Source organism: Hymenobacter sp., from assembly GCF_035709525.1.
In the GTDB taxonomy this organism is placed as follows: Bacteria; Bacteroidota; Bacteroidia; order Cytophagales; family Hymenobacteraceae; genus Hymenobacter.
In genome coordinates this window covers 25,856-50,890 of sequence record NZ_DASTEP010000171.1, presented here as the reverse complement: position 1 = coordinate 50,890, position 25,035 = coordinate 25,856, and the positions used below count along the sequence as shown (strand labels likewise).

Below are 25,035 nucleotides of genomic sequence, written 5' to 3'. Positions count from 1 at the left end.
ATGTGGGGTTCATGGGGAGGGGAGTTGGTGGAATAGCGCGCCAGTGCCTACCCCTTATGGGGCGGGCGTCAGCAGCTGGCCGTTGGCCACGGGGCTGATTTGCAGCACCTGGGTGGCGCTGCCGGTCTTGCCCGCGTTGTCCACCACGGCGGCCTTTACCGTGACGCTGGTTTTGCCGGCCGGCAGCTGCAGGGTGCCGCCCACCGTCCAGCCGAAGGTGGTGCGCACGAAGCCGCTGGGGTCCACCTCGCTGCCGGCCGTGTTGAAGACGGGCGCGAGGTTGCCGCCGGCCGCGATGACGTTGCCGTTGGGTTGCAGCAGCGGCACGTCGAAGGTCACGACCAGGCCCGGCGCGTAGCGGTTGGGGCCCTTCGACGACTGGGTGCCGTCCACGATGGTGCCGCGGTCGGCATCGGCCTTGCCCAGGGCGTTCTCGTTCACCCCAATGCCGTTCTTCGACTTATCGAGGGCCGACACCTGCACGAAAAACAGCGCCCCCTGGCTGGGCGGCGTGGGCAGCACGCCCGCCGTCTGAATGCCGGGGCTGATGCTGCTGCCCGCGCGCGGGGCCAGTAGCGTTACCGTGGGGCCGGCCGGGTCGTCGGCGCCGGGCGTGAGGGTAGTAGTGAGCGGGGCCGGCGTGAGGGCCTGGCCGCTGGCGGCCCCGCCGGGGCCGGTGCCCACGCTCACTTTTTGGGTGGTCGTGGTAGTGCGCCCCGAGCGGTCCTTGATGGCGGCCGTGAGGTTGAAGCTGGTGGTGCCGGCGGGCAGCGACTCCAGCACGTGCCAGCTCACCCAGGTCGTGACGCCAGGGCCGGGCGTGTCGTCGGTGCCGGCGATGTTGAAGAGCGAGGCCAGGTTGGTGCCCTTGGCGATGACCACGCCCGCCGGGTTGGTCAAATCCACGTCGAGGCTCACCGTCAAGCCGGGCAGGTTCACGTTGGGGCTGCCCACGGCGGCGGCGTTGCGGATGTTGAGGCCTTCCTTGGTGGGAATGGTCACCGTGTCCTGGGTCACGATTTCCAGGTTCACCAGGAAACCCGCCCCGTCGAAGCTGCCCGCGCCGGTGCGGCCCACGCCGGGGGCCACCACGGCCCCGGCCACGGGCGACACGATGTGCAGCAGCGGCGAGGTATCGGCGGCCTGGGTATCGTCTTTTTTGCACCCAGCCAGCAGGGTAGCGCTGCCCAGCAGGGCCGTGGCCAGCCCCAGGGCCAACCGGCGCGGGGCGCGGGTAGAAATGGAGAGAATGGTCATGTTAGGAAAGGAGTGAATGGGTGAGCGGGAAGAAAAAACGATGCTGTTGGGGGCCTACCCCCTATTCCCACCCATTGCGCCGAAAAATGGCGTGGCCCTCGGCCGACTTCAGAAAGGCCACGAACTGCCGGGCCGTGGCCGCCTGGGTGGTGCGCTGGGTGAGGGCGATGGGCGTGCCCCGGCTCACGCGCTGGGCGCGGGGCAGGCGCACCAGGGCCGAGCCGGGCAGGCGCGGCTGCCACGAGGCGTAGGTTATCCAGGCGTCGTAGGCCTGGGGCTGCTGCTGCCAGAGGGCCACCGCCTCAGCGCTGGTCTTGACGGAGGTACGGGTGTTGTGCTGGAGGTTGGCGATGAGGGCCGGGGTGCGGGCCATGTCCTCAGTCATACCCATCTGGCCGGCCCCGTTCACGTCGAGCAGACGCACGCCTTCCTTCGTCAGGTCTTCGAGGCGCTTGATGTGCAGCGGGTTGCCCGTGCGCACCAGCACCGCCGATTCGCGGGCGTAGAGGCTGGTGCGGCTGGCCTCGTCCACCAGGCCGGGGTGGGCCAACGCCGTTTGGGTGAGCATATATTCGGCCCCGCCGTACACCAGGTCGGCATCCTGCGCGGCCTGGGCTAGCCACTGCGGCTCGGGGCCGGCGGTTACTTCCACGGCCAGGCCGGTTTGCTTGGTAAAAGCGGCGGCGCACTCCTTCATAGCCGTGGCCGGGCCGCCGGGGCCGTACACGCGTAGCGGGGGAGCCGAAAGCGGCGGGGCCGACTGGGCCAGGGCCGGCGCGGCTAATAACGTAGTGAGCATAAGGCAGCGGGCAACCCGGCCGAGCCGGGTGCGAAACAGGGTTTGCATGACGAAAAAAGCGGTTAGTTGGCCGGGGGCAGGAAGCCGTACTTGCGGTACACGGCCTGCCCGGCGGGGCTAGTGAGGAAGGCCACAAAGTCCTGGGCGGCCTGGGCGTGGGGGGCGGCCTTCATCACCCCGGCCACGTAGTTGGCCGTGATGTTTTCCTTAGCCGGAATCTCGATATTCTCTACCGGGTGGCCCAGCATTTTCTGGTAAAACGCCTCCGTGTACCACACCGGAGCGGCATCCGACTGGTCGTAGAGCACGCGCATGGGCGACTGCCGGTGGTGAATTTGGGTCAAAAACGTGCTACCCGCCTGCACCTTCGTGGTCATCACGGCCGTTTTGAGGGCCGCGCCGCCGGCCTTTTCATACGATTCCTCGATGCGCTTGCCGATGCCTTCCCACTCGGGGTTGGGCATGCTTACCCGCACCTCGGGGCGGCCCAGGCCGCGCAGGCTCTGTACCTTTTTGGGGTTGCCCTGGCGCACCAGGATGGCCAGCCGGTTTTGGGCGTAGCTGCTGGTGCGGGCAAACCACTCGGGGGTCATGTCCATCCGGCTTTTGCCGGCCGCGTACACGTCGGGCTTGAGGGCGATGCGTAGGTTGCCCACCACCAGGGCCCCGCCCTGCGCAATCTGCCTGGCCAGGATACCGGGGGGTAGGGTTTCGACGAAAATGCGCTGGTACTGGGGGTAGGCCTTACGAAATTCGCGCAGTAAGTCATCGAGCACCATAAACTGGTTGCCGCCGAAAAACACCACCAGCTGCGGGTCCACCACGTCGCCGTAGAGGTCGGGCACGTTGTCGATGCCGGGCACCGTGAAGGCCTCGCCGGCTTGAAACGGTGCGTTCCAGGGCGGGTCGAAGCGGTGGGCCGCGTCGGGCGGGGCGGGCTTTTGAATGGGCATGGCTTGGGCGAACGCGGCGGCCGGGGCCAGCGCGAGCGCGGCCAGGGCGAGCAGATGAGAAAGGCGTTTCATGGGCGTGGCTAGGGGCGAATGAGCGCTTTAGGGGTGCACCAGCGACCAGCCCTGGGCCTGCCGGATTATCAGCTCCCCGTTGCCGCTGGGCACGTAGGCAATGAGCGGCAGCAGCTCGTCCTTGCTTATCTTCTTCTCCTTGAGCGTATTGAGGCACTGCGCCAGGATAACGCCCTGCTGCTTGAGGGCCGTGAGCTGCGCCTCGTAGGGCTGGTCCTTGCGGTAGAGCGTGGTGCCATTGCCAAAGGCAATCAGCTCGATGGTCACCTTGCCCTTCAAGCGGGTATCGGCCAGCGCGTTGCTGATGTTGCGCAACGTCTGCTGAATCAGCTTGGGGTCGTCGCTGTCGAGCTGATAGATGGCGTTGTAGTGCGCCAGGTCGGCGGTGGCCCCGGCGAAGGTACCTTTCTGAAAAGCTTCGGCGTCGTGCATGGCAGCGGGAGTTTGGGCGTGGCTGGAAAAGGCGAAGCCGGCGGCGAGCGCGGCGGTCAGCAGCAGGGTTTTCATGGGCAGGAATTTGTGCTAAAATGTTTGCTACGACGCGGTTACTCCGCGCCCTTCTTGCCCTGGCTCATGGCCGCGTAGGGCCCAAACTGGTGCTGGTGCTGGGTAAACTGGTCGGCGTAAGGGGGGTAGGGGCAATCGACGGGCTTCTTGCTCAGGTCGGGGTAGTCCTTTTCAAGGTGGGCCATGCGGGGCCGGGGCATCGAGTTGATGAAGGCCGCGATGTCGTAAGCATCGGCATCGGAGAGGATGGTGTGCTCGGCGGTGGCCCCGAAGGGCATGTTGGCCTTGATAAAGCGGGCCGCCGTTTGCAGGCGGTGCATGCCGGCCCCGTCGTTGTAGCTGTCGGGGCCCCACAAGGGCGGGTACTGGTACTGCGCGTCGGAGTTGGCGCGCTGGCCCTGGCCGCCCGCCCCGTGGCAGCTGGCGCACTGCTGGGCATACAGGGCTTTGCCCTGCCCTAGGTCGGCTGCCCGGTTCGGAAACGTGACTTTTACGAAGCTCTGGCCCTGCACCTTCTCCCCCACCGGCACCTGGCGGCCCAGCCACTTCATGTAGGTCACCAGGGCCTTCATCTCCTTACCGTCGAGGGGCAGCGGGCGGCCGTTGAGGCTGCGGGTCATGCAGCCGTTGATGCGGTCTTCGAGGGTGCTGATGGCATTCTCGCGGCCTTTGTAGGTGGGGTAAATGCCCCAGATGCCCACGTAGGGGGCCGCAAAGGCCTTCTGGCCAGCTTGCAGGTGGCAGTTCTGGCAGGCCAGGTTGCTGCCCGCCAGGCGCAGCAGCGGGTCTTTCACTTGAGGCCCCAGGTACTGCGGGGTGTGGGCAATCAACTCGTGACCGTAGCGAATCAGCTCGCCCTCGGGGTTGTGTTTTACGCTGTCGAGCAGGAACCGGGCCGGGGCGAAGAAATTGGCGGACTGCTTCGGGGCCGAGCCAGCCCCCGCAACCGGCGCGGCCGTCGTAGCGGCCAGCGGCGCGGCGGGCCGGGGCGGAAACACCAGCAGGTAGGCCGTCACGGCCACTACCAGCACCAGCAGGCCGGTGAGCCAGGTCAGCAGGCCGGCCACTTTCACAAACACCTGCTTGTCTTCGGGTTGCAGACGGGGAGTAGGGTCAGGAGGCGTGGCCATGGCGGAGAGGATTGCTAAAAGAGCCTGTTTATCAGCGGGCTGGCACCCGTATTGGCCGAGCCGGCAGCATTTGCCACCGGCCCGGCGCACCAGCCTAGACGGCGTGCAGAATGACGTAGAGCGAGGCGGTCGAAATCACTACCCACAGCAGCACGCCCAGCACGTAGGGCTTGATGCCTACCGACTTTACGACCTTAGCCGACAGCCCCGCGCCGATGAAGAACAGCGTGACCGTGAGGCCGATTTTGGCCAGGTTCACCATCACCGGCCCCAGGGGCTTGGCGGCGGGCACGAACGTGTTGACCAGCATGGCCAGGATGAAGCCGAAAATGAAGTAGGGAATCTTGATTTTAACGCCCTTCTGCTTGAAAATCATGGCCGTGCCGATGGCCACCGGGATAATCCAGAGCGCTCGCGCCAGCTTCACCGTAGTGGCTACTTCCAGGGCCTGGTTGCCGTAAGCGGCCGCCGCGCCCACCACCGAGCTGGTATCGTGGATGGCGATGGCGCACCACAGGCCAAACTGGTTCTGGCTCATGTGCAGGGCGTGGCCGATGGGCGGGAAGGCGAACAGCGCAATGGCATTGAGCACGAACACCGTGCCCAGACCCACCGACATCTCCTCGTCTTTGGCCCGCAGCACCGGCCCGATGGCCGCGATGGCCGAGCCGCCGCAGATAGCAGTGCCGCACGAAATCAGGTGCACCACGTGCTTACCCAGACCCAGCCACTTCCCGACGAAGTAGCCTAGAAACAGCGTGCCGAAGATGGAGACGACCGTGAACAGGATACCTTCCTTGCCGGCCTGCACCGCCGCGTGGGCGTTCATGCCAAAGCCCAGGCCAATCACCGAGAATTGCAGCAGCTTGTGCGTAAAGGCTTTGGTGTGGCTGGTGAAGGGGTTGCCCACCGTTTGGGCCAGCACCAGCCCTAGGGCCAGCGCGATGGGCGGCGAGGCCCAGGGCGTGAGGCAAAACACCAGAAACAGCCCGAACACCACCTGCCGCAAGGTAAAATCCTGCCCAAAAGCCACGCGGGGCGTGTGCAGGTGCCGGAAGATGCCGGTGGTATTTACCCCTTCATCAAGGGCGGCGGCGGCGTGGTCCTGCTCGGCCGGCGAGGCGAAGAGCATCGGCTCGGCGCTGTGCTCGGGCTGCGGTGTGGGGGGCGCGGGAGTGGTGAGGTGGCTCATGGGGAAGTGGTTGTTATCTGGAGCAAATTTACGGCGCTTGCCCCTTGCTAGTTTATCTTAAAATGTTATGCGTAATAACCATTGGTTATGACAGGGAGCCGTAGCGTTCCCGGCACAGGGTAAGCAGCCGCGCGGCGGCCGGGGGCAGCGGCTGGTCGGGGCGGCGCACGCTCACCAGCGGGCGCGTCAGGCGCAGCCCCAGCACCCACACTTCTTCCAGTGCGCCGGCCAGCAGCTCGTGGGCCACCGCCCGGCGCGGCAGCAGCCCGATGGTACCCGGCGCGGCCAACAGGCGCTCCTTGATGGCCGCCAGCTGCGGCAGGTAGCGCACCTGCGGCAGCGCGGCCAGCTCCACGCCGTGCGCCTGCCGCAAGTGCTGCTCGATGCAGGCCAGCGTACCCGACCCCGGCTCGCGCAGCGCCAGCGGCCCGGCCAGCACCTGGGCCAGCGGCAACGGGCGCGGCGGGGGGCCGCCCGGGGTAGCCTGGCGCACGGCCACCAGCTCGTCGTGCAGCAGGTGCTCGTAGTGCAGGCGGGGGCAGCGCTCCAGGCCTTCCACAAAGCCCAAATCCAGCTCGCCCCGGCGCAGGCAGTCGGCCACCTGGCCGGTGGGCAGGTGACGCAGCTGCACCTGCAGGCCGGGCAAATGCCGTTGCAGGCTGGCCAGCAAAACGGGCAGCACGTAGCCGCTCAGCGTGGCGCTGGCGCCCAGGCGCAGCACTAGGGAATCGGATGACATCGGGGCGGGTGGTAAAAAGTAGCCGGGCGGCCTGTTCCGCCCCGGCCAATCAACTGCCAACTAGCCCGCTAGTACCAGGCGACCGGCGCTGATTGTGCGTCAAAATTACCTGGCTACCCCGCACCTTGTGTATTCCAAATGCTTATTCAGCATAACCAGAAATTATGAAGAGGCGCATGCCAGCCGCTCGCTCCCAGTCCCTAAATGCCGCCTGCCCGGCTGCCAGCTGGCCAAACCAGCGGCAACCGGGCAGGGGCCTAGGGCACGCGGCCAGCCGGGCGCTACAAGCTCGTCTGCTCGTTTTTCAGGTCGTACACGTCGCCGCCGGCGTAGCGGGGGTCGTCGAGGGCGTAGGCGGCGCGCTCCATGTCGTCATCGGCCCCGTGGGCGGCGATGATGGCGGCGGTAGCCTGGTTTTGCGCCACGTGGCCGCGCTGCTGGGCGGGGTCGGCCTGGGCATCGCTCATGCAGTAGTGCTCGGTAGCCGCCGCGTGCTTGCCCCGAAACGCGCTGAACTCGTCGGGGTTATCGTTGGAGCCGTCGTAGCTGGTTTCGCGGTAGGTGCGGGGCGCGTGGGGGTCGGCGGGGTGGCCGAAGTCGCCGTAATGGGGCGTGCCGGCGTGGGCTTCGTCGGCGGGGGTAGCGGGGTTTTCGGGGTGCTGGCTCATGCGTGAAAAGAGCAAAAGAGGTGATTGGGAAAAGTGAGTAGCCACGTTGTAGCCGCGCCGCCGAATCGCCCAGCGGGCACTGACAGGGGCTGACGAACTCAAAAGTAGCGGACGAACTACGTGGTCAGGTTATTCAAAATAGTTATCGTGAATAACCATTTTGAATAACCTCTTGACAGCTCAGCGCCTAGAAACCAGTCGTCCCCCGCCTCCGGTTTTGCGCGTAGGCAAACGGGAAAAGGGGGACGGCTGGTGTCTATGCGTAGCGTAGTCTTGCCCTAAAAGCCCGTCTGCTCGTCCTGTAAGTCGAATTTGTCGCCGCCCGCATAGCGCGGGTCGTCCTCGGCAAAGGCGGCGCGCTCCACGTCTTCGTCCTTGCCCTGGGCGGCCCGCACGGCATCAGTAGCTTGGTTCTGGTCAGCGTGGCCGCGCTGCTGGGTGGGGGCGTAGGGGCCGGTTTCGCAGCCGCCGTGGGTGCCTTCGGGGTCCATGTAGCCGCCTACGTAGGGGCGGTTGGGGTGATGCTCCGGGGTAGCGGATACATTGGCCGGGTCGCCGAAGGTCCCGTAGTGCGGGGTGCCGGCGTGGGCACTGTCGGCGGCGGGGTGGGCGGTTTGCGGCGTGGGCTGGTCGGCGTCGGGGGCAGGTTGGTTTTGCATGGTGAAAGGGGAAATAGCGGGCTTTGCCGCTGATAAGTAGCTGCTACGTAACCCTTCCACCTACGCCGGTTGTTCGCCCGGCGTTCAGTTGATTAGTTATCGCTTATTCCCTTTGGTTATGGAAACGCTGCCCTGGGCCTGCGCAAAGAGCCAGAACCGCTGGGCCGGGCGGGGCAGCGGCTGGCCCTGCACCCACACGGCCTCAAACTGCCGGGGCAGGGCCAGCCCGGCAATGGGCACCACTTCGAGCAGGCCCGCCGCCAGCTCGCGCGTCAGTGCCTGCCGCGACACAAACCCTAGGGCCGTGGGGGCCGCCTCTAGGTAGCTTTTGATGGCCTCCGTACTGTCTAGGTAAATAGCCACTTGCAGGTCGGAAAGCTTGATTTTGCGCTCACGCAAAGCCATTTCCAGCACTTCCAGCGTGCCGGAGCCGCGCTCGCGCAGCACCAGCGGGCTGGCCAGGGCCTCGGCCAGGGGTAGGGGCTTGGTGGGCGACCCGGCGGGCGTGGCCCGGCGCACGGCTACCAGCTCGTCGGGCAAGAGCAATTCGTAGTGCAGGTCGCGGCTTTTGGTGCGGCCCTCCACGAAGCCCAAATCCAGCTCGCCGCGCAGTAGCGCGTCGGCAATGCGCTCGGAATTAGCATTAAATAAGGTAAGCTGCACCTGCGGGTAGCGGGCCTGAAAGGCCGGTAGCCAGCCCGGCAGCACGTACTGGCTCAGGGTGGTGCTGGCCCCCAGGCGCAGGCGGCCGGCGGCTTCTTCGGGGTCGCGCAGGCCGGCCAGCTGCTCGTCGAGCTGCTGGGCCGAGGCGGCCACGGCTTCGGCGTGGGCGTGCAGCAGGCGGCCGGCCTCGGTGAGGCTTACGCGGTTGCCGCGCCGCTCCAGCAGGCGCTGACCGTACTGGGCCTCCAGCTCCCGAATGTGCTTGGTGACGGCAGGCTGGCTCACGAACAGCTCCTGGCCGGCCTTGGTGAAGCTCAGGTGCCGCGCCACGGCGGCAAATACGCGCAAGCGAAAATCGGACATGGGCGCGAAGGTCGGGGCCGTAGCGCGGATTTTCCGGCAAAAAGGGCGAGTGGGCCGTATGGGCCTCCTACTTTACCTGCTCCCGCATGTTCGCACACTTATCCACTCCCCTGTTGCTGCTGGCCTTTGCGGCGGCCGGGGCGGCCGTCTGGGTGGCCGGCATTTACCTGGCCAACGCCACCTCGGTGCTGGCCAAGCGCTTCGGACTGGGGCAGGCGCTGGGCGGCCTGCTGCTGCTGGCCGTAGTTACCAACCTGCCCGAGCTGGCCATCACGGTCAGCGCCGCCCTGAGCCAGCATCTGGAATTGGCCATTGGTAACATCTTGGGTGGCATTGCGATGCAAACGCTGGTGCTGGTGGTGCTCGACGTGTTTGGCCTGGGCAAAAAAGCGGCCCTCACTTACCGGGCTGCCTCGCTGGCACTGGCGCTGGAAGGCGTGCTGGTGCTGGCGGCCGTGCTGGTGGGCAGCCAGCTGCCGGCCGCCGTTATCGTGGCCCGCACGACCCCGGCGGGCCTGCTCATCCTGGTGCTCTGGGTAGTGGGCCTGTGGCTGATTGGCAAAGCGCAAAAGGGGCTACCCTGGCAGGCGCACGACGCGGCCCCAACTGGCAGCCCGCCGCCTAAGCCCCCGGCCCCGGCCCAACCACAGCCCCCGGCCAGCACCGGGCGCACGGGGCTCGTATTCCTGGCTTCGGCCGTGGTGACACTGGTGGCCGGCGTGGTGCTGGAGCGCAGCGGCGACGCCTTGGCCACCCACTGGGGTTTGAGCGGCCTGCTGTTTGGGGCCACGGTGCTGGCGGCGGCTACCTCGCTGCCCGAGGTATCGACTGGCCTGGCCTCGATGAAAGCGGGCGCGTATGAGCTGGCCGTCAGCGATATTTTTGGGGGCAACGCCTTTTTGCCGGTGCTGTTTGTGGTGGCCAGCGCGCTCTCGGGCCAGGCCGCGCTGCCCCACGCCGGCAAGGCTGACCTCTACCTCACAGGCCTGGGCATGCTGCTCACCTGCGTGTACGTCTATGGGCTGGTTTTCCGGCCGCAGCGGCAGGTGGCCCGCATGGGCCTCGACTCGCTGGCAGTGCTCGCGCTATATGCGCTGGGTATGCTGGGGCTGCTGGCTATCAGTCACTAACAACCCTACTACTTTTCCCTACCCCATGCCCGACATCGTTTTGCTTCGCCACGGCGAGAGCACCACCAATTTGGCCAACGTCTTCACCGGCTGGACCGACGTGGACCTCACGCCCCAGGGCGTGGCCGAGGCCCACCGCGCCGGCCAGCTGCTGCACAAGCACGGTTTCCGCTTCGACGTGGGCTACACTTCCTACCTCAAGCGCACCATCAAAACGATGGACATCGTGCTGGAAGAGCTGGACCTGCTCTGGATTCCGGTGCAGAAGACCTGGCGGCTCAATGAGCGCTTCTACGGGGCGCTGCAGGGCCAGAACAAGGCCGCCGCCGAAGCCCAGTACGGGGCCGGGCAGGTACTGCTGTGGCGGCGCGACCCCTACGCGCACCCGCCTGCCATCACGCCCGCCGACCCGCGCTACCCCGGCCACGACCCGCGCTACCAGCACCTCACCGACCGCGAGCTGCCCCTGACCGAGAACCTGAGCGAAACGCTGGCCCGTGTCCTGCCCTTCTGGACCGAGACGGTGATGCCCGCCCTGCGCCAGCAGCAAAAAGTCATCGTCTGCGCCCACGGCAACAGCCTGCGCGCCCTGGTGCAGTACATCGACAAGCTCACCGACGAGCAGGTGACCCAGCTCGACATCGTCACCGGCGTGCCAATGGTGTACCAGCTCAATGACAACCTGGAGCGGATAAACCATTATTTGCTAACGGAATAGGGCTACGGCAGCGCCGCCACCTGCGCGGCCAGCTGGGTTAGCTCCTGCTTTAGCAGCGCCACGCTGGATTCGAGCTGGTCGTAGAAGTTGGCCCGCATTTGCAGCTCGCTGGCCGCGTAGGTGCCGCCGCGGCCGAAGAGCAGGTGCAGCAGGCGCTGCCGGTCAGCGGAACTTCTAGCCCCTAGCTCGCCGGTGGTTTGCCAGCGGTGCAGCAGGGCTTCGCGCCGCGAAAGCGCGCCCGTCGCGCCAGCGGGGGCCGTGAGGTAGGCCCACACCGGCGCGGCCAGGGTGCGCGGCTGCGTAGTCACCGGCCCTAGGTCCACTAAGCCAATGTTGGCCAGCGCGTTGCGGCGGTGTGCGTAGGAAATGCGCGCATCGGGGGCGTAGAGACTGAGCAACCCCAGCGCCGCCCCGGCCAGGCCAAACGCGATGCCAACCGGGCGGTAAATTGATTTGCGCACTTCCAGCAGCGCCAGCCCGCCGGTGACGACCGTGCCCAGGGCCCCGAGCACGATGGCCAGCAGCGTGTAGCGCCGGATGCGGCGAGCGGCCTGGTCGAGCAGGTAATCGGCCACCTGGTCGGCGCGCTCCTCCTCGCAGTCCAGCTCGGCGGTGGTGCTGCCCACCAGCAGGGCTAGGGCCGCCAGCTGCTCGCCCACGCGCTGCCGGGCGCTCAGGCGGGCCAGCGAGCCAAGTGGGGCCGCCACCAGCTGATGCAGGGCCGGCGCCAGGCCGTAGCGGTTGGCAGCGGCCAGCGTGGGGGCCGTGAAGTGGCGGCGCAGCAGGGTATCGGCCGCTAGCTGCGGGGCCGTCAGCACCGGGCCGGGGAGCGCGTAAGGCAGCTCGGCGGGGGCACACGCCACGGCAGCCGCCGGCGCGTCCAGCGCCCGCGAAGCGCCTACCTGCGCTACCACGCAGCCGCTCAGCCAGGCCAGCAGGGCAAAGCCGGCCCCGGCCGCCGCACGCCACCGCCGGGCCGCAGACAAGAAAGGGAAACTGGTCATGGCAGCAGGCAAAGAAGCCTCCTTAACGGCCGGGCCCGCCACAGGTTTTTAGCAATAATAGCCGGCAGGCTGCCCAATTATCACAACCCGCCCGTCGTCGCCTCGTATAAGGGCGCAGTACGGTGATGGATTTCCACCGCGAACCGCCGGCGCCTGGTGCGCTGCGCTGATGATTCCTACGAGACGGCTGGCCCTGGTGGCTACGCCGAGTAGTTCATCTTAGCGTTCGCTCCCGTGGCTTATCACCCCCTTTACTCCCGCTTAGTACCCGCCCGTTTACGGGCCCTCTCGCCTACCCCCACGGCTTGGTTTGTGGGGCGCTGGCTGCTGCTCTCCAGCTTGGTCGGCGCGCTGGCCGGCACTGCCTCGGCCGGCTTCTTAGTGAGTTTGGAATGGGTGACGCGCTGGCGCGAAACCCACCCCTGGGCCCTGGCGCTGCTGCCGGTGGGCGGCCTGCTGGTGGGGCTGGCCTACCACCGCTTTGGCAACCGGGTGGTGAAGGGCAACAACTTGATTTTGGACGAAATACACGCCCCGAGCGAAGTAATTCCGCTGCGGCTGGTGCCGCTGGTGCTGGGCGGCACGCTGCTCACGCACCTGTTTGGCGGCTCGGCGGGCCGCGAGGGCACGGCCGTGCAGATGGGCGGGGCGCTGGCCGACCAGCTTTCGCGCTGGCTGCCCCGGCGCGAGCGGCAGCTGCTACTCATCGCGGGCATGAGCGCGGGCTTCGCCTCCGTGTTTGGCACGCCGCTAGCCGGGGCCGTGTTCGGGCTGGAGGTGTTTCTGCTCGGCTCGATGCGCTACGAGGCCATTTTGCCCAGCTTTTTGGCCGCTATGGTGGCCGATGCCGTCACGCGGGCCTGGGGCGTGGGCCACACCGCCTACCCCGCGCTAGCGGCCCTGCCGCTCACGGCCCCAGGACTGGGCTGCACCCTGCTGGTGGGGGCCTTGTTTGGCCTCACGGCCCGCAGCTTCGCTACCCTCACCCACTGGATAAGTAAGCAGTTTGCCCGCATCGCCTACGCGCCGCTGCGGCCGGTGGTGGGCGGCGTGCTGGTAGCGGGCATCATGTGGGCGCTGGGCACCATGCGCTACGCTGGCCTGGGCGTGCCGGTCATCGTGGAGGCGTTTCAGCACCCGCTGCCGCCCCAGGATTTTGCCTGGAAGCTGGCCCTGACGGCCCTCACGCTGGGGGCGGGCTTCAAGGGCGGGGAGGTCACGCCGCTGTTTTTCATCGGGGCGGCGCTGGGCTCGGCGCTGGCCGTAGTGCTGCCGCTGCCGGTGGCGCTGCTGGCGGCGATGGGTTTCGTGGGCGTGTTTGCGGGTGCGGCCAATACGCCACTGGCCTGCCTGTTCATGGGCCTGGAGCTATTTGGTACCCACGCGGGCATCTACCTGGGGCTGAGCTGCGTGGTGGCCTACCTGTTTTCGGGCCACAGCGGCATCTACTCCTCTCAGCAGGTGGGCCAGCCTAAGCACCCGCTGTTGGGCCGCCACCGGGGCCGCCGCCTGGGGGCGCTGCACCAGCCGGCCGACCGGCGGCCCTAGGGCAGGCCGCGGCCTTTTTCTTCACCACCCTCCTTTTCCTCGCCATACTCGACCAGCTGCAAACCCTGGACACACGCCTGCTTCTGCTGGTCAACGGCCACCACACGCCCTTCTGGGACGGCCTGCTGTGGTGGGCAAGCCAGACGTTTACCTGGGTGCCGTTCTACGCCGCGCTGCTGGCCGTGCTGGTGGGCAGCTTCGGCCGGCGGGCCTGGGTGCTGGTGCCGCTGATTGCGGTGCTTATTCTGGCCAGCGACCAGCTGGCATCCGGGCTGCTCAAGCCCTGGGCGCACCGGCTGCGGCCCAGCCACGAGCCCGGTCTGGTGGGGCAGCTGCACCTGCTGCACGGCTACCGGGGCGGCCCCTACGGCTTCGTGTCGTCGCACGCAGGCAATGTGTTTGCGCTGGCGTTTTACTTGTTTTTCACGGCCCGGCACCGGCTGCCGGGGCTAGCCTGGGTGCTATTCCCCTGGGCGGCACTGGTGGCCTACAGCCGGGTGTACCTGGGTGTGCACTACCCTTCCGACGTGCTGGTGCCCGCGCTGCTGAGCCTGCCCCTGGCCTACGGCGTGAGTTGGCTCTATACCTGGATTATCGCGCGCTATGTGCCACTTTCCCCCGCTTCTTCCCCACCAGTTGTCTGATGCCTAGTCCTTTGCCCACCCCGCCGGCCGGGTTCCCGCTCTCGGCCACGCACCAGCGGGTGCTCAGCTCGCTGATGCTCCTGCTCGAAGACCGCCTGGCCAGCCTGCGGGCGGTGCTGGGGCCGCCCGCGCCCGGCATTGCCCAGCGCTGGGCTGCCGACTTGCCCGCGGCCGACCGCGCCGCCCTGGCCGCCACGGCCGAGGCGTTTCACGCCGAGCTGGCCGCCTTGCACGCCGCCTACCGCCTCGACACGCAGACCCGCTCGCCCCGCCACGAGGTAGCCTTCCGCGCCGCCCAGCTCTGGGAAATCCTGGGCGACGCGCCGGCCGCCAAGTTCAGCAGCTATGGGGCCCTACCCCCGGCCCTGGCTCCCGACTGGGATGCCCGTGTGCTGCGCCTCACCGAGTTAGCCAACCAGCTGCTGGCGCAAGCCAACGCCCCCGATTCACCCCCCGCCTAGCCCTGACCAAGTTGGTCCGGCCATTTTATCCTACTTCATTTTTTCAATCCCCTATGAAAATCACCTCCCTAACCGCCCTCGAAGTGCTCGACTCGCGCGGTAACCCCACCGTCGAAGCCGACATTACCCTTGAAGGCGGGGCCACCGGCCGCGCCCTGGTGCCCGCCGGGGCCAGCACCGGCGAGAAAGAAGCCGTGGAGCTGCGCGACCGCGACCCCAAACGCTACGGCGGCCTGGGCGTGCAAAAGGCCGTGGCCAACGTGCAGGGTGAAATCAGCCAGGCTATTCTCAACCAAGACCTTACCGACCAGGCCGACCTCGACCACCGCCTCATCGCCCTCGACGGTACCCCCAACAAGAGCCGCCTCGGGGCCAACGCCATCCTGGCCGTGTCGATGGCCTACGCCCGCGCCCTGGCCGCCGCTAACGGAAAACCGCTCTACCGGCAGCTGGCCGACCAGGCCAGCTACGTGCTGCCTGTGCCCTGCCTGAACGTGCTCAACGGCGGCCGCCACGCCGATAACAACGTGGATTTTCAGGAATTCATGATTGCCTCGCACAACGCGCCCACCTTTGCCGAGTCGATTCGCATGAGCGTGGAAACGTTTCACGCCCTCAAGGCCCTGCTCAAGCAGAAGGGCTACTACACGGGGGTAGGCGATGAGGGCGGCTTTGCCCCCAATCTGAAGTCGAACGAGGAGGCCGTGGAGCTGCTGCTCGAAGCCATCACGAAGGCTGGCTACCGGCCGGGCACCGACATCTCGCTCTGCCTCGACCCCGCGTCGAGCGAGCTGTGGGAGAAGGGCAAGGATGGCCAGCCGGGCCAGTACCGCTTGTTCAAATCGACCCAAAAAACCTTCACTTCCGCGCAGTTCAACGACCTGTGGGTGAGCTGGGTAAGCCAGTACCCCATCATCCTGCTCGAAGACGGCATGGGCGAGGACGACTGGGCCGGCTGGCAGCTGCACACCCAGGCCCTAGGGAGTAAAATCGAGCTGGTGGGCGACGATATTTTCTGCACTAACCCCGCCATCCTGCAAGCCGGTATTGACCAGCACATCGCCAACTCGGTGCTCATCAAGCTCAACCAAATCGGCACCGTCACCGAAACGCTCGCCACCGTGCGCCTGGCGCAGGCCAACGGCTACAACCAGTTCGTCTCGCACCGCTCGGGCGAAACCGAGGACACCTTCGTGGCCGACCTGACGGTAGCCACCGGCGCGGGCCACCTCAAAACCGGCAGCGGCTCGCGCTCCGAGCGCATCGCCAAGTTCAACCAGCTGCTGCGCATCGAGCGCGAGCTGGGCGGCGCGGGGCGCTTTGCGGGCATCAAGGCCTTTAAGAATCAATAAATGACGGCGGTCGCCTCGGTGGGCTACTGGCGCCAGTAGTCCGCCGGGGCTGACTTCTCACGTGCACCTTATGTCTCGATTGCTAGCCATCATCGCCGTGGGCGGGGCCCTGGGCAGCGTGGGCCGCTATTTGTTGCAGCTGCTGGTGGCGCGGCACTTCGTGCACCCTTTTCCGCTGGGCACGCTACTGGTCAACGTGCTGGGCTGCCTGCTCATCGGCTTCTTCTACGCGGCGGCCGAGCGGGGCACCATCGGCTCGCCCGAGCTGCGACTGTTGCTCACCACGGGCTTTTGCGGGGGCTTCACCACGTTTTCGACCTTCTCCTACGAAACCATCGCCCTGCTCACCGACGGCGAATACGCCTACGGGGCGCTCTACGTGGCCGGCAGCGTGCTGCTGGGGCTGGGGGCCACGTTTGCGGGCGTGGTGGCGGTGCGCTTTTTATAAACTTCTCTTCTTAACCCTTTTATCGCATGGCTACTTTGCAACCGGCGCAGCTGCTACGCCTCTACGTGAGCGAGCAGGACAAGCACCAGCACCAGCCGCTCTACGAGGCGCTGGTATACGCGGCGCGGCAGGCGGGCCTGGCCGGGGCCACCGTCACCAAGGGCGTGCTGGGCTTCGGGGCGCAGGGCCAGGTGGAATCGGCCAAGCTGCTGACCCTGGCCGAAAACCTGCCCCTGGTGCTGGACTTCGTGGACAGCCCGGCTGCCATCGCCCGCTTCCTGCCCGAAGTCGAGCGCCTGTTTAGCGAGGCCGGCAGCGGCGGGCTACTCACGCTGACCGAAGTACAAGCCGCGCATTATTAAGTATTGACTAATGGCCCCTACCCCACCCCCGTTGCCCGCCGTGCGCGAGCTGGGCGAATTGCGCATCTACCTCACCCAGGCCGACAAGCACGCCGCGCCGGGCCTGCGCGGCCGCCTCTTCCCTGACCCGCTGGCCCACGCGCTGGTCGACAAGGCGCACGCCTTCGGCATTTTACAAGCTACTACCCACACCAGCGGCTACGGCTACGCGCTGGGCGGGGCCGTGCGTGCCCGCCACCTCGAAGTAGAAGCGGGCCAGCTGGCCCTATGCGTGGAACTGCTCGACGAGCGCACGCGCCTACTCGCCTTCTGCCAGCAGCAACAGGAGCTACTGCGGGGCAAAGTCGTGGTGTTCCGGCCGGTGGAGCAGTGGGAAGTCGCCCGCAGCTTGCCGGAACAATAGCGGGACAATCCGCGCCAAAAAAACCTTAGTAGGCGACCAATCTGCTGGCCGTGCCGATGCAGGTGGCTGATGCGCAGGTGGCCCGAGCCGTAAAAGGCGCTGGGTCTGTTTTGCGACAGCTTATAGCCCGTCGTAGCTGCGCAGCAGCTGAGCTATCCGCCGCATGGTGAGCAGCACCTGGTCAAAGGCGGGGAGTTGACTGTGCAGCAGCCTTGGTAAATCCCGCTCGTAAGGCTGTTGAAGCTGGCGTAGGTTCGCCGCCTGCTCGGTGTAGGCCCAGCAGGCCGTCAGGGGTCGGGTTTTCCATTCCCGGGTGGGGCCAATGACACCGGCTCGCGCATCGTCGCGCTGTACGGCCGCCAGCTGCTGGGCCAGGCCGGGGCCAGCTAGCAGGGCTACTATTTCGGGGTGACTGACCAGCTGCTGCAGGTCGTAGAGGTGGCGCACCTTGCGGCCGGCCGCCGCGACCGGGTCTGTTTCGTAGGAAACTCGCACCAGGGCCATTATTTTCTCGGCAAACGTGCGTGCGAGGCTCAGCACGTTGAAATCGAATGCTTCCAGGCCGTATTCCCGCACGGCTTCCGGTTGCCCCTGGTCGAGCAGGTATTGCCCCAGGTAAGATAGCAGCGGGCGCTTGCTATGCGGCTCGGGCTCGCCGAAGGCCGTTATTTCCAGCAAGATGTGCTCCGTAGTGGTCGGCACCGGGTCGGTGAACAGGTGCGGGTACTGGTGGTACACCAGCCGGTTGTGGCCGCGTTTGCTGGTCAAGCCGGCTAGTTCTACTTCCGGTAGGTCGCCGGCTGCGGTTTTATGAATTTCTCGGATGAGTTTCTTCAGCGCGCCGTCACTTTGCTGCTCCTGTAGGATAACCGCCAGGTCCACATCCTCTGAAAAGCGCTCGATGAGCCCGTAGCCTTTGGAAAGCGATGTGCCGCCCTTGAACACGACCTGCTCGGCAACGGTCGAATCGGCGAGGTTGCGCAGCACCCACGTCACCCAGTAGTCTTTCTCAATAAAGCTTTGCCGCATGCCCCGCGCCGTCGCGGTAATGGTAATCAGGTTGCGAAAGTCCTGCTCTTGGGTATGCAGGGTCATTGGATTCGCCATGGCGCACGGTTAGGTAATACCTGCTCAGACAGGCCAAGCTTGTAGGAGGTTAGGGGATTTAAACCAGCTTTTAGCTTGGTGGCCAGCTTGTTTTCGCCCAGCCCTTCCAGCAGCGCGCCCAGTATGGCTCGAGTGGCGGGGTTATAGCCCTGCGCCAGGCGAACCACCTTGGTTTTGTCAGCTGGGGGCAGCTGGTTTACCTGCTCGCGCAGGCGTAGCAGGGCCGTCGCCGGCGAGGTGTCGGGTAGGCGTTTGAGCTGCCGCAGGGCGTCGAGCAGCTGGCGCAGCGTCACTTCCTCCAGCTTCACCTCGCCCCGACTCTGCACAAAGCGCACGCGCACGTTCCCGACTTTTTTGGGTCGGCCCGGCCGGGAAGTAGCGATTTCGATTTCCTGGGTCACCTGCGTAGTCAAGCCCAATCGATTAAAGGCGGCTACCCCGGTCGGGTAGCCCCGTAGTTTCTTGTTGGACGCTTGCAGGAGTACTTGCAGCACCTGCTGCTCGGAAACCGGCACCGGTCCGAACCGGCTTTGCAGGGGTAGGCGATAGGTACCCTTAGTAACCTGTTGCACCACCCCTTGCTGGCGCAGCCGGCTCAGATTCACGGCGACGGTGCCCGGCGCAATACCCAGGCCGGCAAAGTCACTATAGCGCACGAGCGAGCCCGGCGCAAGCTGTTGCAAGCGGTTGAGCATCTTCTGGCGGGCAGTTGTCGGTCTGGTTGGCTCTGGCATTGGTCGCGGCCGGTAAAGATAGCAAAGGTGTAAAGTTTTTTTACTGCAAAACATTACAAATCGCTCGCTCTACTTCTCGGCGACTCATCGTCTGTAATCAGTAGCTAGCCCCCTCAAACGGCGGGCTGGCGCTCGGTGATAGGCGGCGTGGCTACCTGGCAGCCCACCTCGTTTGGCAAAACCTACGCCGTGTACGGGGAGCTGTTCATCTCTTCTCCATGGCCTGGGCCTGGTAGCTCGACGGGTTCCGGCCCGACTGCTTCGATGTTATTGGGGGCTTACCTGCACGATGCTACTGCTTGTGCTTTAACCGGGCCAACATACGCTTCATTTGGCCAATTTCGCGTTGCTGGGCGCTGATGATGCTGTCGGCCAGCGTACGTACTTCGGGGTCTTGGATGGTAGCGCGCTTACTGACCAGGATGGCAATGGAATGGTGCGGAATCATGGATTCCATAAAGCGCGTGTCATTGACCAGCGCTTGACTGCGCAGCAGGGCCAGCGTACCCAGGAATACGGCCACGCAGCCAGCGGCAATGAGCCGATTTTTGCCCGGTTCCAGGTACATGTGCCGCATAAAGCCCAGCATTAGCAGCCCCATTGCCGACACCATGAGTGTGGTCATGTAGAAGCGGTTGATACTGGGGTAGATATGGTCCCACTCGTAGGTGTTCAGGTACGTGATGACGTGCATGACCACGAAGGAGGCGGCCAGCATCAGGAAAAAGGTGGTATAGCTGCTTTTCTTCATCGGTGCTGGAAATAAAAGCGCCCGGCAAAATGCTGCCGGGCGCGGTAATGAACTAGGTGCCAAGCTTACGCAGCTTGAATCCGGAAACCGGCCTGCTCGACGGCGTGCACTACTTCCTCTGGCGTGAGCGTAGCCGAGGTAATGGTTAGAATCTTACTGGGGTTAGCCGTATCGACCTGCCAGTTGCCGGTTCCGACCTGCTGGTTAAGAGCCGGCGTAACGGCCTTGAGGCAGCCGCCGCAATTGATATTGGTGGTGAAGCGCAGGGTTTTCATGACGAAGTGGGGTGAGGGTACCCGAACCGGGCCCATGGCAATACAACACGCAAAGCGGTGGCCAAAGTGGCCCTCAAAGGGTGTAGAATTGCGCTCCTGGCTTGCATGATTTCCGGCGGCCGTTCGCCACTATCACCAGCCTAGGCCGCTTGCAGCCCCTGGCGGCAGGCTTCTTCGCAGCGGCGGCAGGCTTCGGCGCACGCCTGGCAGTGCGGCATGTGGGTGTGCTGGGCGCACTCGTCGCCGCAGGCCTTGCACACTTCGGCGCACTCGCGCAGCAAATGAGCAGCGTGCTCCGAACCGCGGGCCACTAGCCGGGCCGTCAGGGCGCACACGTCGGCGCAGTCACGGTCGAGGCTGATACAGCGGGCCATCATCTTTACATCGTCTTCCTGCAGGCAAGCGGTAGCGCAGTGCTCGCAGGCGGCAATGCAAGCGTTGAGGGCGTCGAGGAGAGATTGGTTTTGAGCGTGCATGAGTAAAAACGTTAAAGTGGAGCAGGGTAAGCCGCAGCTATTCTTGCTTATACCCGCCGTGCTTGGCCTGGTTTTATATCAATTGCCTCAAGGCTTGCATCATTTAGCGCTGGGGCTTCGGTTTCGGGCTGGAGGCCGACTGCCACCTGCTGGCGGTAGGCTGACGGAGCACACTGCGCAAACCGCCGGAACTGCCCGGAAAAGTGCGCCAGGCTGCCGTAGCCCAGCTGCCGGGCTATGCGCCCGATGTCGAGCCGGGAAGTCGCCAGCAATTCCTGGGCATAGGCCAGCCGTTGGCAGGTGATGTAGCTGAGGAGGCTTTCGTGGCCGGGCAGCTGGGCAAAGGCCGTATGCAGGCGGCGGCGGCTGAGGCCTATTTCCAGGGCCAGGGCGGGAATGAACTCGCGGTGCCGCAGCGTGTTGCCGGATTGCCGCAGCAGCTGGGCCACGGCCAGCTTCACCCGGTCAACCAGCGCCTGCGTGGGGCTTTCCAGCAGGGCAAAGCCAGCCGTGGCCAGCGCCTGGCGAATGCGGGCCCAGTCGAGCTGCTCGGCTGGGCCCATAACCATTGCGGCGCCCAGCCGCACCTCCACTACCTGCAGCCCCAGGCTTTCCAGCTCCCGCCGTACTACCCGAATACCCCGCGCGCAGACCATGTGCTTGATGTAGAGCACACAGCCGGCATCTTCAGGAAGGGTGGATAAGGGAAGCCGCATAGTATCGGATGGGCTAAGCTGCCAGGCGCGATACAAGCCGCCGGAAGGAGCAGAAAAGGAAGTTTTGGGTCGTTTCAAAAGGCGTAACATGGTCCTCGGTCCGGCATCGGATTTTCGTAAATCCGCGTGCTAGCGTCGCTGCCAGCTCCTGCTCGTCGTATTGGTGCACCTCCAGGCCGCTGCACTTCGTGGGGCCCGCCGTCGAGAAAGTGCCAATGGTCAGGTAGCCATTCGGCCGGATAGCCGCCTGAGCCAGGGAGAGGTAACGGGCGATTTGGTCGGCCGTCGTCAGAAAATGGAACGTCGCCCGGTCGTGCCACACATCGAACGGCACGCTGGGGGTAAAGGCCAGCACATCCGATACCACCCACGTTACCTGCTGGGCGCGGGCCCCTAGGCGTCGGCGCGCTTTGGCCAGGGCCGTGGCTGAGATGTCCAGCACGGTAATATTCTGGTAGCCCTCCGCTACTAAAAAGTCCACCAAGCAACTGTCGCCACCGCCCACGTCAATAATCCGGGCCTGCTTGTCAAGTGGGAACGAGTGAATGAATTCCAACGAGGTAGCCGGCACGGGTTGGGTCCAGCTAACCTGGTCGGGCTGTTTAGTGGCATACACCGTTTCCCAGTGCTGCTGCGCATTCGACGTGGACATAGTAGTGAGCGTGAAGGGTTGGCTAATAGCTTAATAAGTCCGGCCTACTGGGCTCAGGTCGGCGGGCGGCGTCAGGGGCTGGGCATCCAGCTCCGGCGGGTGGGCCTCGAGGCTGACCTCGTGGTGGCCGCGCTGGTACTGGGCCAGGGCCCTAGCGCCGAAAAGCCAGAACACGACCGGCGTCACCACGATGTCGAGGAAAGTGGAGCTGAGCAGGCCGCCGAGGATGACGGTGGCCACCGGGTAGAGGATTTCCTTGCCCGGCGCGTCTTTGGCCAGCGTGAGCGGCACCAGGGCTAGGGCCGCCACCAGGGCCGTCATCAGCACCGGCACCAGCCGTTCGAGCGAGCCCCGGATAATCATTTCCTTGCTGAACTGCTCCCCTTCGTGCTCTACTAAGTGAATGTAGTGCGAAATCATCATGATGCCGTTGCGCGAGGCAATGCCGGTGAGCGTGATGAAGCCCACCAGCGAGGCAATGCTGAACGTGCCGCCCGTGAGCAGGACCGCCACCACCGAGCCGATGAGGGCCAGCGGAATGTTGAGCATAATCTGGCCCACCAGCAGCCCCGACTTGAAGTGCGCGTACAGCACCAGGAAGATGCCGGCCAGCGAGAATAGGCTCAGCCAAAGTATCTTCTGCGAGGCCGACTGCTGGCTTTCGAACTGCCCGCCGTAGGTCAAGTAGTAGCCCGCCGGCAGCTTCACCTGCTGGTTGATGCGGGCCTGTACTTCCTTCACCGTACTGCCCAGGTCGCGCCCGGCCACGTTCATCGAGATGGTAATGCGGCGCTGGGTGTTTTCGTGGTTGACGGTGTTTGGGCCGGGCTCGTAGCTCACGTCAGCGACCTGACTTACCGGAATCAGGGCCCCCGAGGGCGTTTCGATGCGGGTCTGGGCGATGGTGGCGATGTCGTTGCGCTGGGCTTCGGGCAGCTTTACGATGAGGTCGAAGCGCTTCTGGCCGTCGAGCATCTGCGACACCACGTCGCCCTGAAACAGCGTTTCCAGCGTGGCCACCACCTGGCCGCGCTCCAGACCGTAGGCCCGCAGGGCGGCGTCGCGGGGACGCACCAGCAGCTGCGGAATCTGGACCTGCTTTTCGACCTGCAGGTCTACTACACCAGGCACCGCGCCGGCGGCCGTGCGGATTTCGTTGGCGTAGCGGCGCAATTCCAGCAAATCGTTACCAAATACTTTAATCGCTACCTGCGCCCGCACGCCGCTCAGCAGGTGGTCGAGGCGGTGGCTGATGGGCTGGCCGATATTGACGTTAACGCCCGTAATCAGGGCCAGGCGCTGGCGCAGGTCGGAGAGGATTTCCTCCCGGCTGCGCATCTTTTTTCCCACTTGTTTCAACTCAGCCTCCGTTTTGAAGGCCACCTCGATTTCGGAGTTGTTCACCGACTCAGCGTGCTCGTCCAGCTCGGCGCGGCCGGTGCGGCGGGCCGTGTAGGCCACTTCCGGCAGCTGCAAAATCTGCTCCTCTCCCAGGGTGCTCAGCTTATTGGACTCGGTGAGCGAGGTGCCGGCCGGGGCTGAGAAATTGACCGTGAGCGAGCCCTCGTTGAAGGGCGGCAGAAACTCAGTGCCGAAGAAGGGCACCAGCGAGGCCGCCAGCGCAAACAGCAGCCCGGTGACCGTGAGCACTACTTTCGGGTGGGTCAGGCCCCAGTTGAGCAGGCCCGTGTCCTTGCGCTTGAGCCAGCGCACGAGGCCACCCTCCTGCTCGGCGGCCCGAATCTGCTTCATCTTGGGCAGCAGGTAGTAGCACAGTACCGGCGTCACGGTGAGCGACACGAACAGCGAGGCCACGATGCTGGTGATGTAGGCGATGCCCAGCGGCGCGAAAATGCGCCCCTCCATGCCTTCGAGCGCGAACAGCGGCAGAAAGACCAGCACGACAATAATCGTGGCGTACACAATCGAGTTGCGCACTTCCGAAGAGGCGGCGTAAATCACCTGCAAGGCTGGCTTAGGGTTCGGGGAGTGCTGATTTTCACGCAGTCGTCGGAACACGTTTTCCACGTCCACAATGGCGTCATCGACCAGCTCGCCGATGGCGATGGCTAGCCCCCCTAGGGTCATAGTATTGATGGAAATGCCCGCGAAGCGGAACACCAGCGCCGTGACCAGTAGCGATAGTGGGATGGCCACCAGCGAAATAAAGGTGGTACGCACGTTCAGCAGAAAGGCAAACAGCACGATGACCACCAGGATGGCCCCGTCGCGCAGGGCCTCTTCGACGTTGGTAATCGACGACTCGATGAAGTCGGCCTGCTTGAACAGGCGGGTGTTCACCTGCACATCCTTGGGCAGCGAGGGCTTCAACTCGACCAGTGCTTTTTCCACGGCCTGGGTCAGGCCCACGGTGGCGGTGCCGGGCTGCTTTTCGATGCTCAGAATGACGGCGGGCTTGCCGTTTACGCTACCGTCGCCGCGCTTGAAGCGGGCCCCGAAGGCCACGTTGGCTACCTGCTTGACGCTGATGGGCGAGCCCTCGCGGTAGCCGACGATGATGTTCTCGATGTCAGCCACCGAGCGCAGGCGGCCCAGGTTGCGAATGAGTACCTCCGAGCCGTTGCGGTCGAAGAAGTTGCCGGTGGTGTTGAGGTTGGAGCGGCGCAGCGCCTCCTCTACCTGCGTCACCGTCAGGCCCGTGGCGTTCAGCCGGGGCATGTCCAGCAGCACCTGGTACTGTAGGTTATCACCGCCGATGGGAATGACCTGCGCCACGCCGGGAATGCTGAGCAGGCGCTGGCGCACGGTGTAATTGGCCAGCGTGCGCAGGTCGGCCGCGTTGGTCTGGCTGCCCCCCGAGAGGCCCACCAGCATTATCTGGCCCATGACCGAGGAAATTGGCCCCAGCACGGGCGTGATGCCGGTGGGCAGCTGCCCGCTGACGGTTTGCAGCTTTTCGGCCACAATCTGGCGGGCGGTGAAGATGTCGGTACCGTAGTCGAACTCCACGAATACCATGCCCAGGCCGATGGCCGAGTTGGAGCGCACGGCCGCCACGCCGGTGGCCCCGTTCAGGGCCGTTTCCACGGGCAGCGTCACCAGGGCTTCCACTTCTTCGGGGGCCATGCCGGCGGCCTCCAGGAACACGGTCACGCGGGGTCGGTCCAGGTCGGGCAGCACGTCCACGGGCAGCTGGCGCGCCGTGTAGGTGCCGGCGATGAGCAGGCCCACGGCAAAGGCCAGCATGAGCAGGCGGTTTTGCAGGGCAAAACGAATGATTTTATCGAGCAT

Annotated in this window: 28 protein-coding genes and 1 riboswitch; of the genes, 9 read left to right on the top strand and 19 right to left on the bottom strand. The window is 65.3% G+C overall.

What is annotated here, in order from left to right; genetic code table 11:
- Positions 1-54: 54 nt before the first annotated feature.
- The 10 genes from VFO93_RS15495 to VFO93_RS15450 form a co-directional block, all read right to left on the bottom strand.
- Positions 55-1,257: a hypothetical protein gene (locus VFO93_RS15495; RefSeq protein ID WP_325135274.1), complete on the bottom strand. Its 1,203-nt coding sequence runs from the start codon at positions 1,255-1,257 to the stop codon at positions 55-57.
- Between the two features lie 61 nt (positions 1,258-1,318).
- On the bottom strand, positions 1,319-2,104 hold the full coding sequence (locus VFO93_RS15490) for a substrate-binding domain-containing protein (RefSeq protein ID WP_325135273.1): 786 nt from the start codon (positions 2,102-2,104) through the stop codon (positions 1,319-1,321).
- Between the two features lie 14 nt (positions 2,105-2,118).
- Positions 2,119-3,081 (bottom strand): substrate-binding domain-containing protein, encoded by a 963-nt coding sequence (locus VFO93_RS15485; RefSeq protein ID WP_325135272.1) that lies wholly within the window; start codon positions 3,079-3,081, stop codon positions 2,119-2,121.
- Between the two features lie 27 nt (positions 3,082-3,108).
- Complete coding sequence (locus VFO93_RS15480; protein ID WP_325135271.1) at positions 3,109-3,588, bottom strand: DsrE family protein; 480 nt, start codon at positions 3,586-3,588, stop codon at positions 3,109-3,111.
- A gap of 38 nt (positions 3,589-3,626) precedes the next feature.
- The gene (locus VFO93_RS15475) at positions 3,627-4,718 is read right to left on the bottom strand and encodes a c-type cytochrome (protein ID WP_325135270.1); all 1,092 of its coding nucleotides are present in this window, start codon (positions 4,716-4,718) and stop codon (positions 3,627-3,629) included.
- 94 nt (positions 4,719-4,812) lie between these two features.
- Positions 4,813-5,910 carry a YeiH family protein gene (locus tag VFO93_RS15470; RefSeq protein WP_233636203.1) on the bottom strand — a complete coding sequence of 366 codons (1,098 nt, stop codon included), beginning with the start codon at positions 5,908-5,910 and terminating at the stop codon, positions 4,813-4,815.
- Positions 5,911-5,995: 85 nt separating this feature from the next.
- A complete protein-coding gene (locus VFO93_RS15465; RefSeq protein ID WP_325135269.1) occupies positions 5,996-6,649 on the bottom strand; it encodes a LysR substrate-binding domain-containing protein in 654 nt (217 codons plus the stop codon).
- 281 nt (positions 6,650-6,930) lie between these two features.
- Positions 6,931-7,317: a hypothetical protein gene (locus tag VFO93_RS15460; RefSeq protein ID WP_325135268.1), complete on the bottom strand. Its 387-nt coding sequence runs from the start codon at positions 7,315-7,317 to the stop codon at positions 6,931-6,933.
- A 278-nt stretch (positions 7,318-7,595) separates the two neighbouring features.
- Complete coding sequence (locus VFO93_RS15455) at positions 7,596-7,976, bottom strand: hypothetical protein (RefSeq protein ID WP_325135267.1); 381 nt, start codon at positions 7,974-7,976, stop codon at positions 7,596-7,598.
- A 96-nt stretch (positions 7,977-8,072) separates the two neighbouring features.
- The gene (locus VFO93_RS15450; RefSeq protein WP_305021204.1) at positions 8,073-9,002 is read right to left on the bottom strand and encodes a LysR substrate-binding domain-containing protein; all 930 of its coding nucleotides are present in this window, start codon (positions 9,000-9,002) and stop codon (positions 8,073-8,075) included.
- Between the two features lie 86 nt (positions 9,003-9,088).
- On the opposite strand from VFO93_RS15450, the gene VFO93_RS15445 reads away from it, so the two are divergent.
- Entirely contained in the window at positions 9,089-10,132 is a 1,044-nt protein-coding gene (locus VFO93_RS15445) for a sodium:calcium antiporter (protein WP_325135266.1), read from the top strand.
- Between the two features lie 25 nt (positions 10,133-10,157).
- Positions 10,158-10,850 carry a 2,3-diphosphoglycerate-dependent phosphoglycerate mutase gene (gene gpmA, locus VFO93_RS15440; protein WP_325135265.1) on the top strand — a complete coding sequence of 231 codons (693 nt, stop codon included), beginning with the start codon at positions 10,158-10,160 and terminating at the stop codon, positions 10,848-10,850.
- A gap of 2 nt (positions 10,851-10,852) precedes the next feature.
- On the opposite strand, the gene VFO93_RS15435 is transcribed toward gpmA, so the two are convergent.
- Positions 10,853-11,854, bottom strand: a complete 1,002-nt coding sequence (locus VFO93_RS15435) for a hypothetical protein (RefSeq protein WP_144853220.1) — start codon at positions 11,852-11,854, stop codon at positions 10,853-10,855.
- 112 nt (positions 11,855-11,966) lie between these two features.
- Positions 11,967-12,040, top strand: a riboswitch (Fluoride riboswitch).
- A gap of 126 nt (positions 12,041-12,166) precedes the next feature.
- Here VFO93_RS15435 and VFO93_RS15430 point away from each other — a divergent pair.
- The 7 genes from VFO93_RS15430 (at position 12,167) to VFO93_RS15400 (ending at position 17,072) form a co-directional block, all read left to right on the top strand.
- The gene (locus VFO93_RS15430; protein WP_144853345.1) at positions 12,167-13,402 is read left to right on the top strand and encodes a voltage-gated chloride channel family protein; all 1,236 of its coding nucleotides are present in this window, start codon (positions 12,167-12,169) and stop codon (positions 13,400-13,402) included.
- A gap of 155 nt (positions 13,403-13,557) precedes the next feature.
- Positions 13,558-14,046 carry a phosphatase PAP2 family protein gene (locus VFO93_RS15425; protein ID WP_305021208.1) on the top strand — a complete coding sequence of 163 codons (489 nt, stop codon included), beginning with the start codon at positions 13,558-13,560 and terminating at the stop codon, positions 14,044-14,046.
- A complete protein-coding gene (locus tag VFO93_RS15420) occupies positions 14,046-14,507 on the top strand; it encodes a hypothetical protein (protein ID WP_157569750.1) in 462 nt (153 codons plus the stop codon). The genes VFO93_RS15425 and VFO93_RS15420 overlap by 1 nt, the downstream gene beginning before the upstream one ends.
- A 53-nt stretch (positions 14,508-14,560) precedes the next feature.
- Positions 14,561-15,859 (top strand): phosphopyruvate hydratase, encoded by a 1,299-nt coding sequence (eno, locus tag VFO93_RS15415; RefSeq protein WP_325135264.1) that lies wholly within the window; start codon positions 14,561-14,563, stop codon positions 15,857-15,859.
- A 70-nt stretch (positions 15,860-15,929) separates the two neighbouring features.
- Complete coding sequence (crcB, locus tag VFO93_RS15410; RefSeq protein WP_144853228.1) at positions 15,930-16,307, top strand: fluoride efflux transporter CrcB; 378 nt, start codon at positions 15,930-15,932, stop codon at positions 16,305-16,307.
- Between the two features lie 26 nt (positions 16,308-16,333).
- Entirely contained in the window at positions 16,334-16,669 is a 336-nt protein-coding gene (locus tag VFO93_RS15405) for a DUF190 domain-containing protein (protein WP_157569748.1), read from the top strand.
- Positions 16,670-16,679: 10 nt separating this feature from the next.
- Positions 16,680-17,072, top strand: coding sequence for a DUF190 domain-containing protein (locus tag VFO93_RS15400; RefSeq protein ID WP_144853233.1), 393 nt, complete (start codon positions 16,680-16,682; stop codon positions 17,070-17,072).
- Positions 17,073-17,192: 120 nt separating this feature from the next.
- On the opposite strand, the gene VFO93_RS15395 is transcribed toward VFO93_RS15400, so the two are convergent.
- The 8 genes from VFO93_RS15395 to VFO93_RS15360 all read right to left on the bottom strand — a co-directional run bounded on the left by VFO93_RS15395 (position 17,193) and on the right by VFO93_RS15360 (position 25,035).
- Positions 17,193-18,167: a nucleotidyl transferase AbiEii/AbiGii toxin family protein gene (locus VFO93_RS15395; protein WP_325135263.1), complete on the bottom strand. Its 975-nt coding sequence runs from the start codon at positions 18,165-18,167 to the stop codon at positions 17,193-17,195.
- Positions 18,164-18,874, bottom strand: coding sequence for a type IV toxin-antitoxin system AbiEi family antitoxin domain-containing protein (locus VFO93_RS15390; protein ID WP_305021212.1), 711 nt, complete (start codon positions 18,872-18,874; stop codon positions 18,164-18,166). The genes VFO93_RS15395 and VFO93_RS15390 overlap by 4 nt, the downstream gene beginning before the upstream one ends.
- Before the next feature lie 331 nt (positions 18,875-19,205).
- Positions 19,206-19,664, bottom strand: a complete 459-nt coding sequence (locus VFO93_RS15385; RefSeq protein ID WP_144853241.1) for a DUF305 domain-containing protein — start codon at positions 19,662-19,664, stop codon at positions 19,206-19,208.
- A 65-nt stretch (positions 19,665-19,729) separates the two neighbouring features.
- Positions 19,730-19,939: a heavy-metal-associated domain-containing protein gene (locus VFO93_RS15380; protein ID WP_144853242.1), complete on the bottom strand. Its 210-nt coding sequence runs from the start codon at positions 19,937-19,939 to the stop codon at positions 19,730-19,732.
- 140 nt (positions 19,940-20,079) lie between these two features.
- Complete coding sequence (locus VFO93_RS15375; protein ID WP_144853244.1) at positions 20,080-20,415, bottom strand: four-helix bundle copper-binding protein; 336 nt, start codon at positions 20,413-20,415, stop codon at positions 20,080-20,082.
- Positions 20,416-20,462: 47 nt separating this feature from the next.
- The gene (locus VFO93_RS15370; protein WP_198172997.1) at positions 20,463-21,131 is read right to left on the bottom strand and encodes a helix-turn-helix transcriptional regulator; all 669 of its coding nucleotides are present in this window, start codon (positions 21,129-21,131) and stop codon (positions 20,463-20,465) included.
- Between the two features lie 13 nt (positions 21,132-21,144).
- Positions 21,145-21,783, bottom strand: coding sequence for a class I SAM-dependent methyltransferase (locus tag VFO93_RS15365; RefSeq protein WP_157569745.1), 639 nt, complete (start codon positions 21,781-21,783; stop codon positions 21,145-21,147).
- Positions 21,784-21,813: 30 nt separating this feature from the next.
- Positions 21,814-25,035 carry an efflux RND transporter permease subunit gene (locus VFO93_RS15360; protein ID WP_157569744.1) on the bottom strand — a complete coding sequence of 1,074 codons (3,222 nt, stop codon included), beginning with the start codon at positions 25,033-25,035 and terminating at the stop codon, positions 21,814-21,816.

Excerpts from the sequence above, each read along its gene's own strand:
- VFO93_RS15495 (WP_325135274.1), bottom strand. The coding sequence starts at position 1,257 with ATGACCATTCTCTCCATTTCTACCCGCGCCCCGCGCCGGTTGGCCCTG.
- VFO93_RS15490 (WP_325135273.1), bottom strand. The coding sequence starts at position 2,104 with ATGCAAACCCTGTTTCGCACCCGGCTCGGCCGGGTTGCCCGCTGCCTT.
- VFO93_RS15485 (WP_325135272.1), bottom strand. The coding sequence starts at position 3,081 with ATGAAACGCCTTTCTCATCTGCTCGCCCTGGCCGCGCTCGCGCTGGCC.
- VFO93_RS15480 (WP_325135271.1), bottom strand. The coding sequence starts at position 3,588 with ATGAAAACCCTGCTGCTGACCGCCGCGCTCGCCGCCGGCTTCGCCTTT.
- VFO93_RS15475 (WP_325135270.1), bottom strand. The coding sequence starts at position 4,718 with ATGGCCACGCCTCCTGACCCTACTCCCCGTCTGCAACCCGAAGACAAG.
- VFO93_RS15470 (WP_233636203.1), bottom strand. The coding sequence starts at position 5,910 with ATGAGCCACCTCACCACTCCCGCGCCCCCCACACCGCAGCCCGAGCAC.
- VFO93_RS15465 (WP_325135269.1), bottom strand. The coding sequence starts at position 6,649 with ATGTCATCCGATTCCCTAGTGCTGCGCCTGGGCGCCAGCGCCACGCTG.
- VFO93_RS15460 (WP_325135268.1), bottom strand. The coding sequence starts at position 7,317 with ATGAGCCAGCACCCCGAAAACCCCGCTACCCCCGCCGACGAAGCCCAC.
- VFO93_RS15455 (WP_325135267.1), bottom strand. The coding sequence starts at position 7,976 with ATGCAAAACCAACCTGCCCCCGACGCCGACCAGCCCACGCCGCAAACC.
- VFO93_RS15450 (WP_305021204.1), bottom strand. The coding sequence starts at position 9,002 with ATGTCCGATTTTCGCTTGCGCGTATTTGCCGCCGTGGCGCGGCACCTG.
- VFO93_RS15445 (WP_325135266.1), top strand. The coding sequence starts at position 9,089 with ATGTTCGCACACTTATCCACTCCCCTGTTGCTGCTGGCCTTTGCGGCG.
- gpmA (WP_325135265.1), top strand. The coding sequence starts at position 10,158 with ATGCCCGACATCGTTTTGCTTCGCCACGGCGAGAGCACCACCAATTTG.
- VFO93_RS15435 (WP_144853220.1), bottom strand. The coding sequence starts at position 11,854 with ATGACCAGTTTCCCTTTCTTGTCTGCGGCCCGGCGGTGGCGTGCGGCG.
- VFO93_RS15420 (WP_157569750.1), top strand. The coding sequence starts at position 14,046 with ATGCCTAGTCCTTTGCCCACCCCGCCGGCCGGGTTCCCGCTCTCGGCC.
- eno (WP_325135264.1), top strand. The coding sequence starts at position 14,561 with ATGAAAATCACCTCCCTAACCGCCCTCGAAGTGCTCGACTCGCGCGGT.
- crcB (WP_144853228.1), top strand. The coding sequence starts at position 15,930 with ATGTCTCGATTGCTAGCCATCATCGCCGTGGGCGGGGCCCTGGGCAGC.
- VFO93_RS15405 (WP_157569748.1), top strand. The coding sequence starts at position 16,334 with ATGGCTACTTTGCAACCGGCGCAGCTGCTACGCCTCTACGTGAGCGAG.
- VFO93_RS15400 (WP_144853233.1), top strand. The coding sequence starts at position 16,680 with ATGGCCCCTACCCCACCCCCGTTGCCCGCCGTGCGCGAGCTGGGCGAA.
- VFO93_RS15395 (WP_325135263.1), bottom strand. The coding sequence starts at position 18,167 with ATGACCCTGCATACCCAAGAGCAGGACTTTCGCAACCTGATTACCATT.
- VFO93_RS15390 (WP_305021212.1), bottom strand. The coding sequence starts at position 18,874 with ATGCTCAACCGCTTGCAACAGCTTGCGCCGGGCTCGCTCGTGCGCTAT.
- VFO93_RS15385 (WP_144853241.1), bottom strand. The coding sequence starts at position 19,664 with ATGAAGAAAAGCAGCTATACCACCTTTTTCCTGATGCTGGCCGCCTCC.
- VFO93_RS15380 (WP_144853242.1), bottom strand. The coding sequence starts at position 19,939 with ATGAAAACCCTGCGCTTCACCACCAATATCAATTGCGGCGGCTGCCTC.
- VFO93_RS15375 (WP_144853244.1), bottom strand. The coding sequence starts at position 20,415 with ATGCACGCTCAAAACCAATCTCTCCTCGACGCCCTCAACGCTTGCATT.
- VFO93_RS15370 (WP_198172997.1), bottom strand. The coding sequence starts at position 21,131 with ATGCGGCTTCCCTTATCCACCCTTCCTGAAGATGCCGGCTGTGTGCTC.
- VFO93_RS15365 (WP_157569745.1), bottom strand. The coding sequence starts at position 21,783 with ATGTCCACGTCGAATGCGCAGCAGCACTGGGAAACGGTGTATGCCACT.
- VFO93_RS15360 (WP_157569744.1), bottom strand. The coding sequence starts at position 25,035 with ATGCTCGATAAAATCATTCGTTTTGCCCTGCAAAACCGCCTGCTCATG.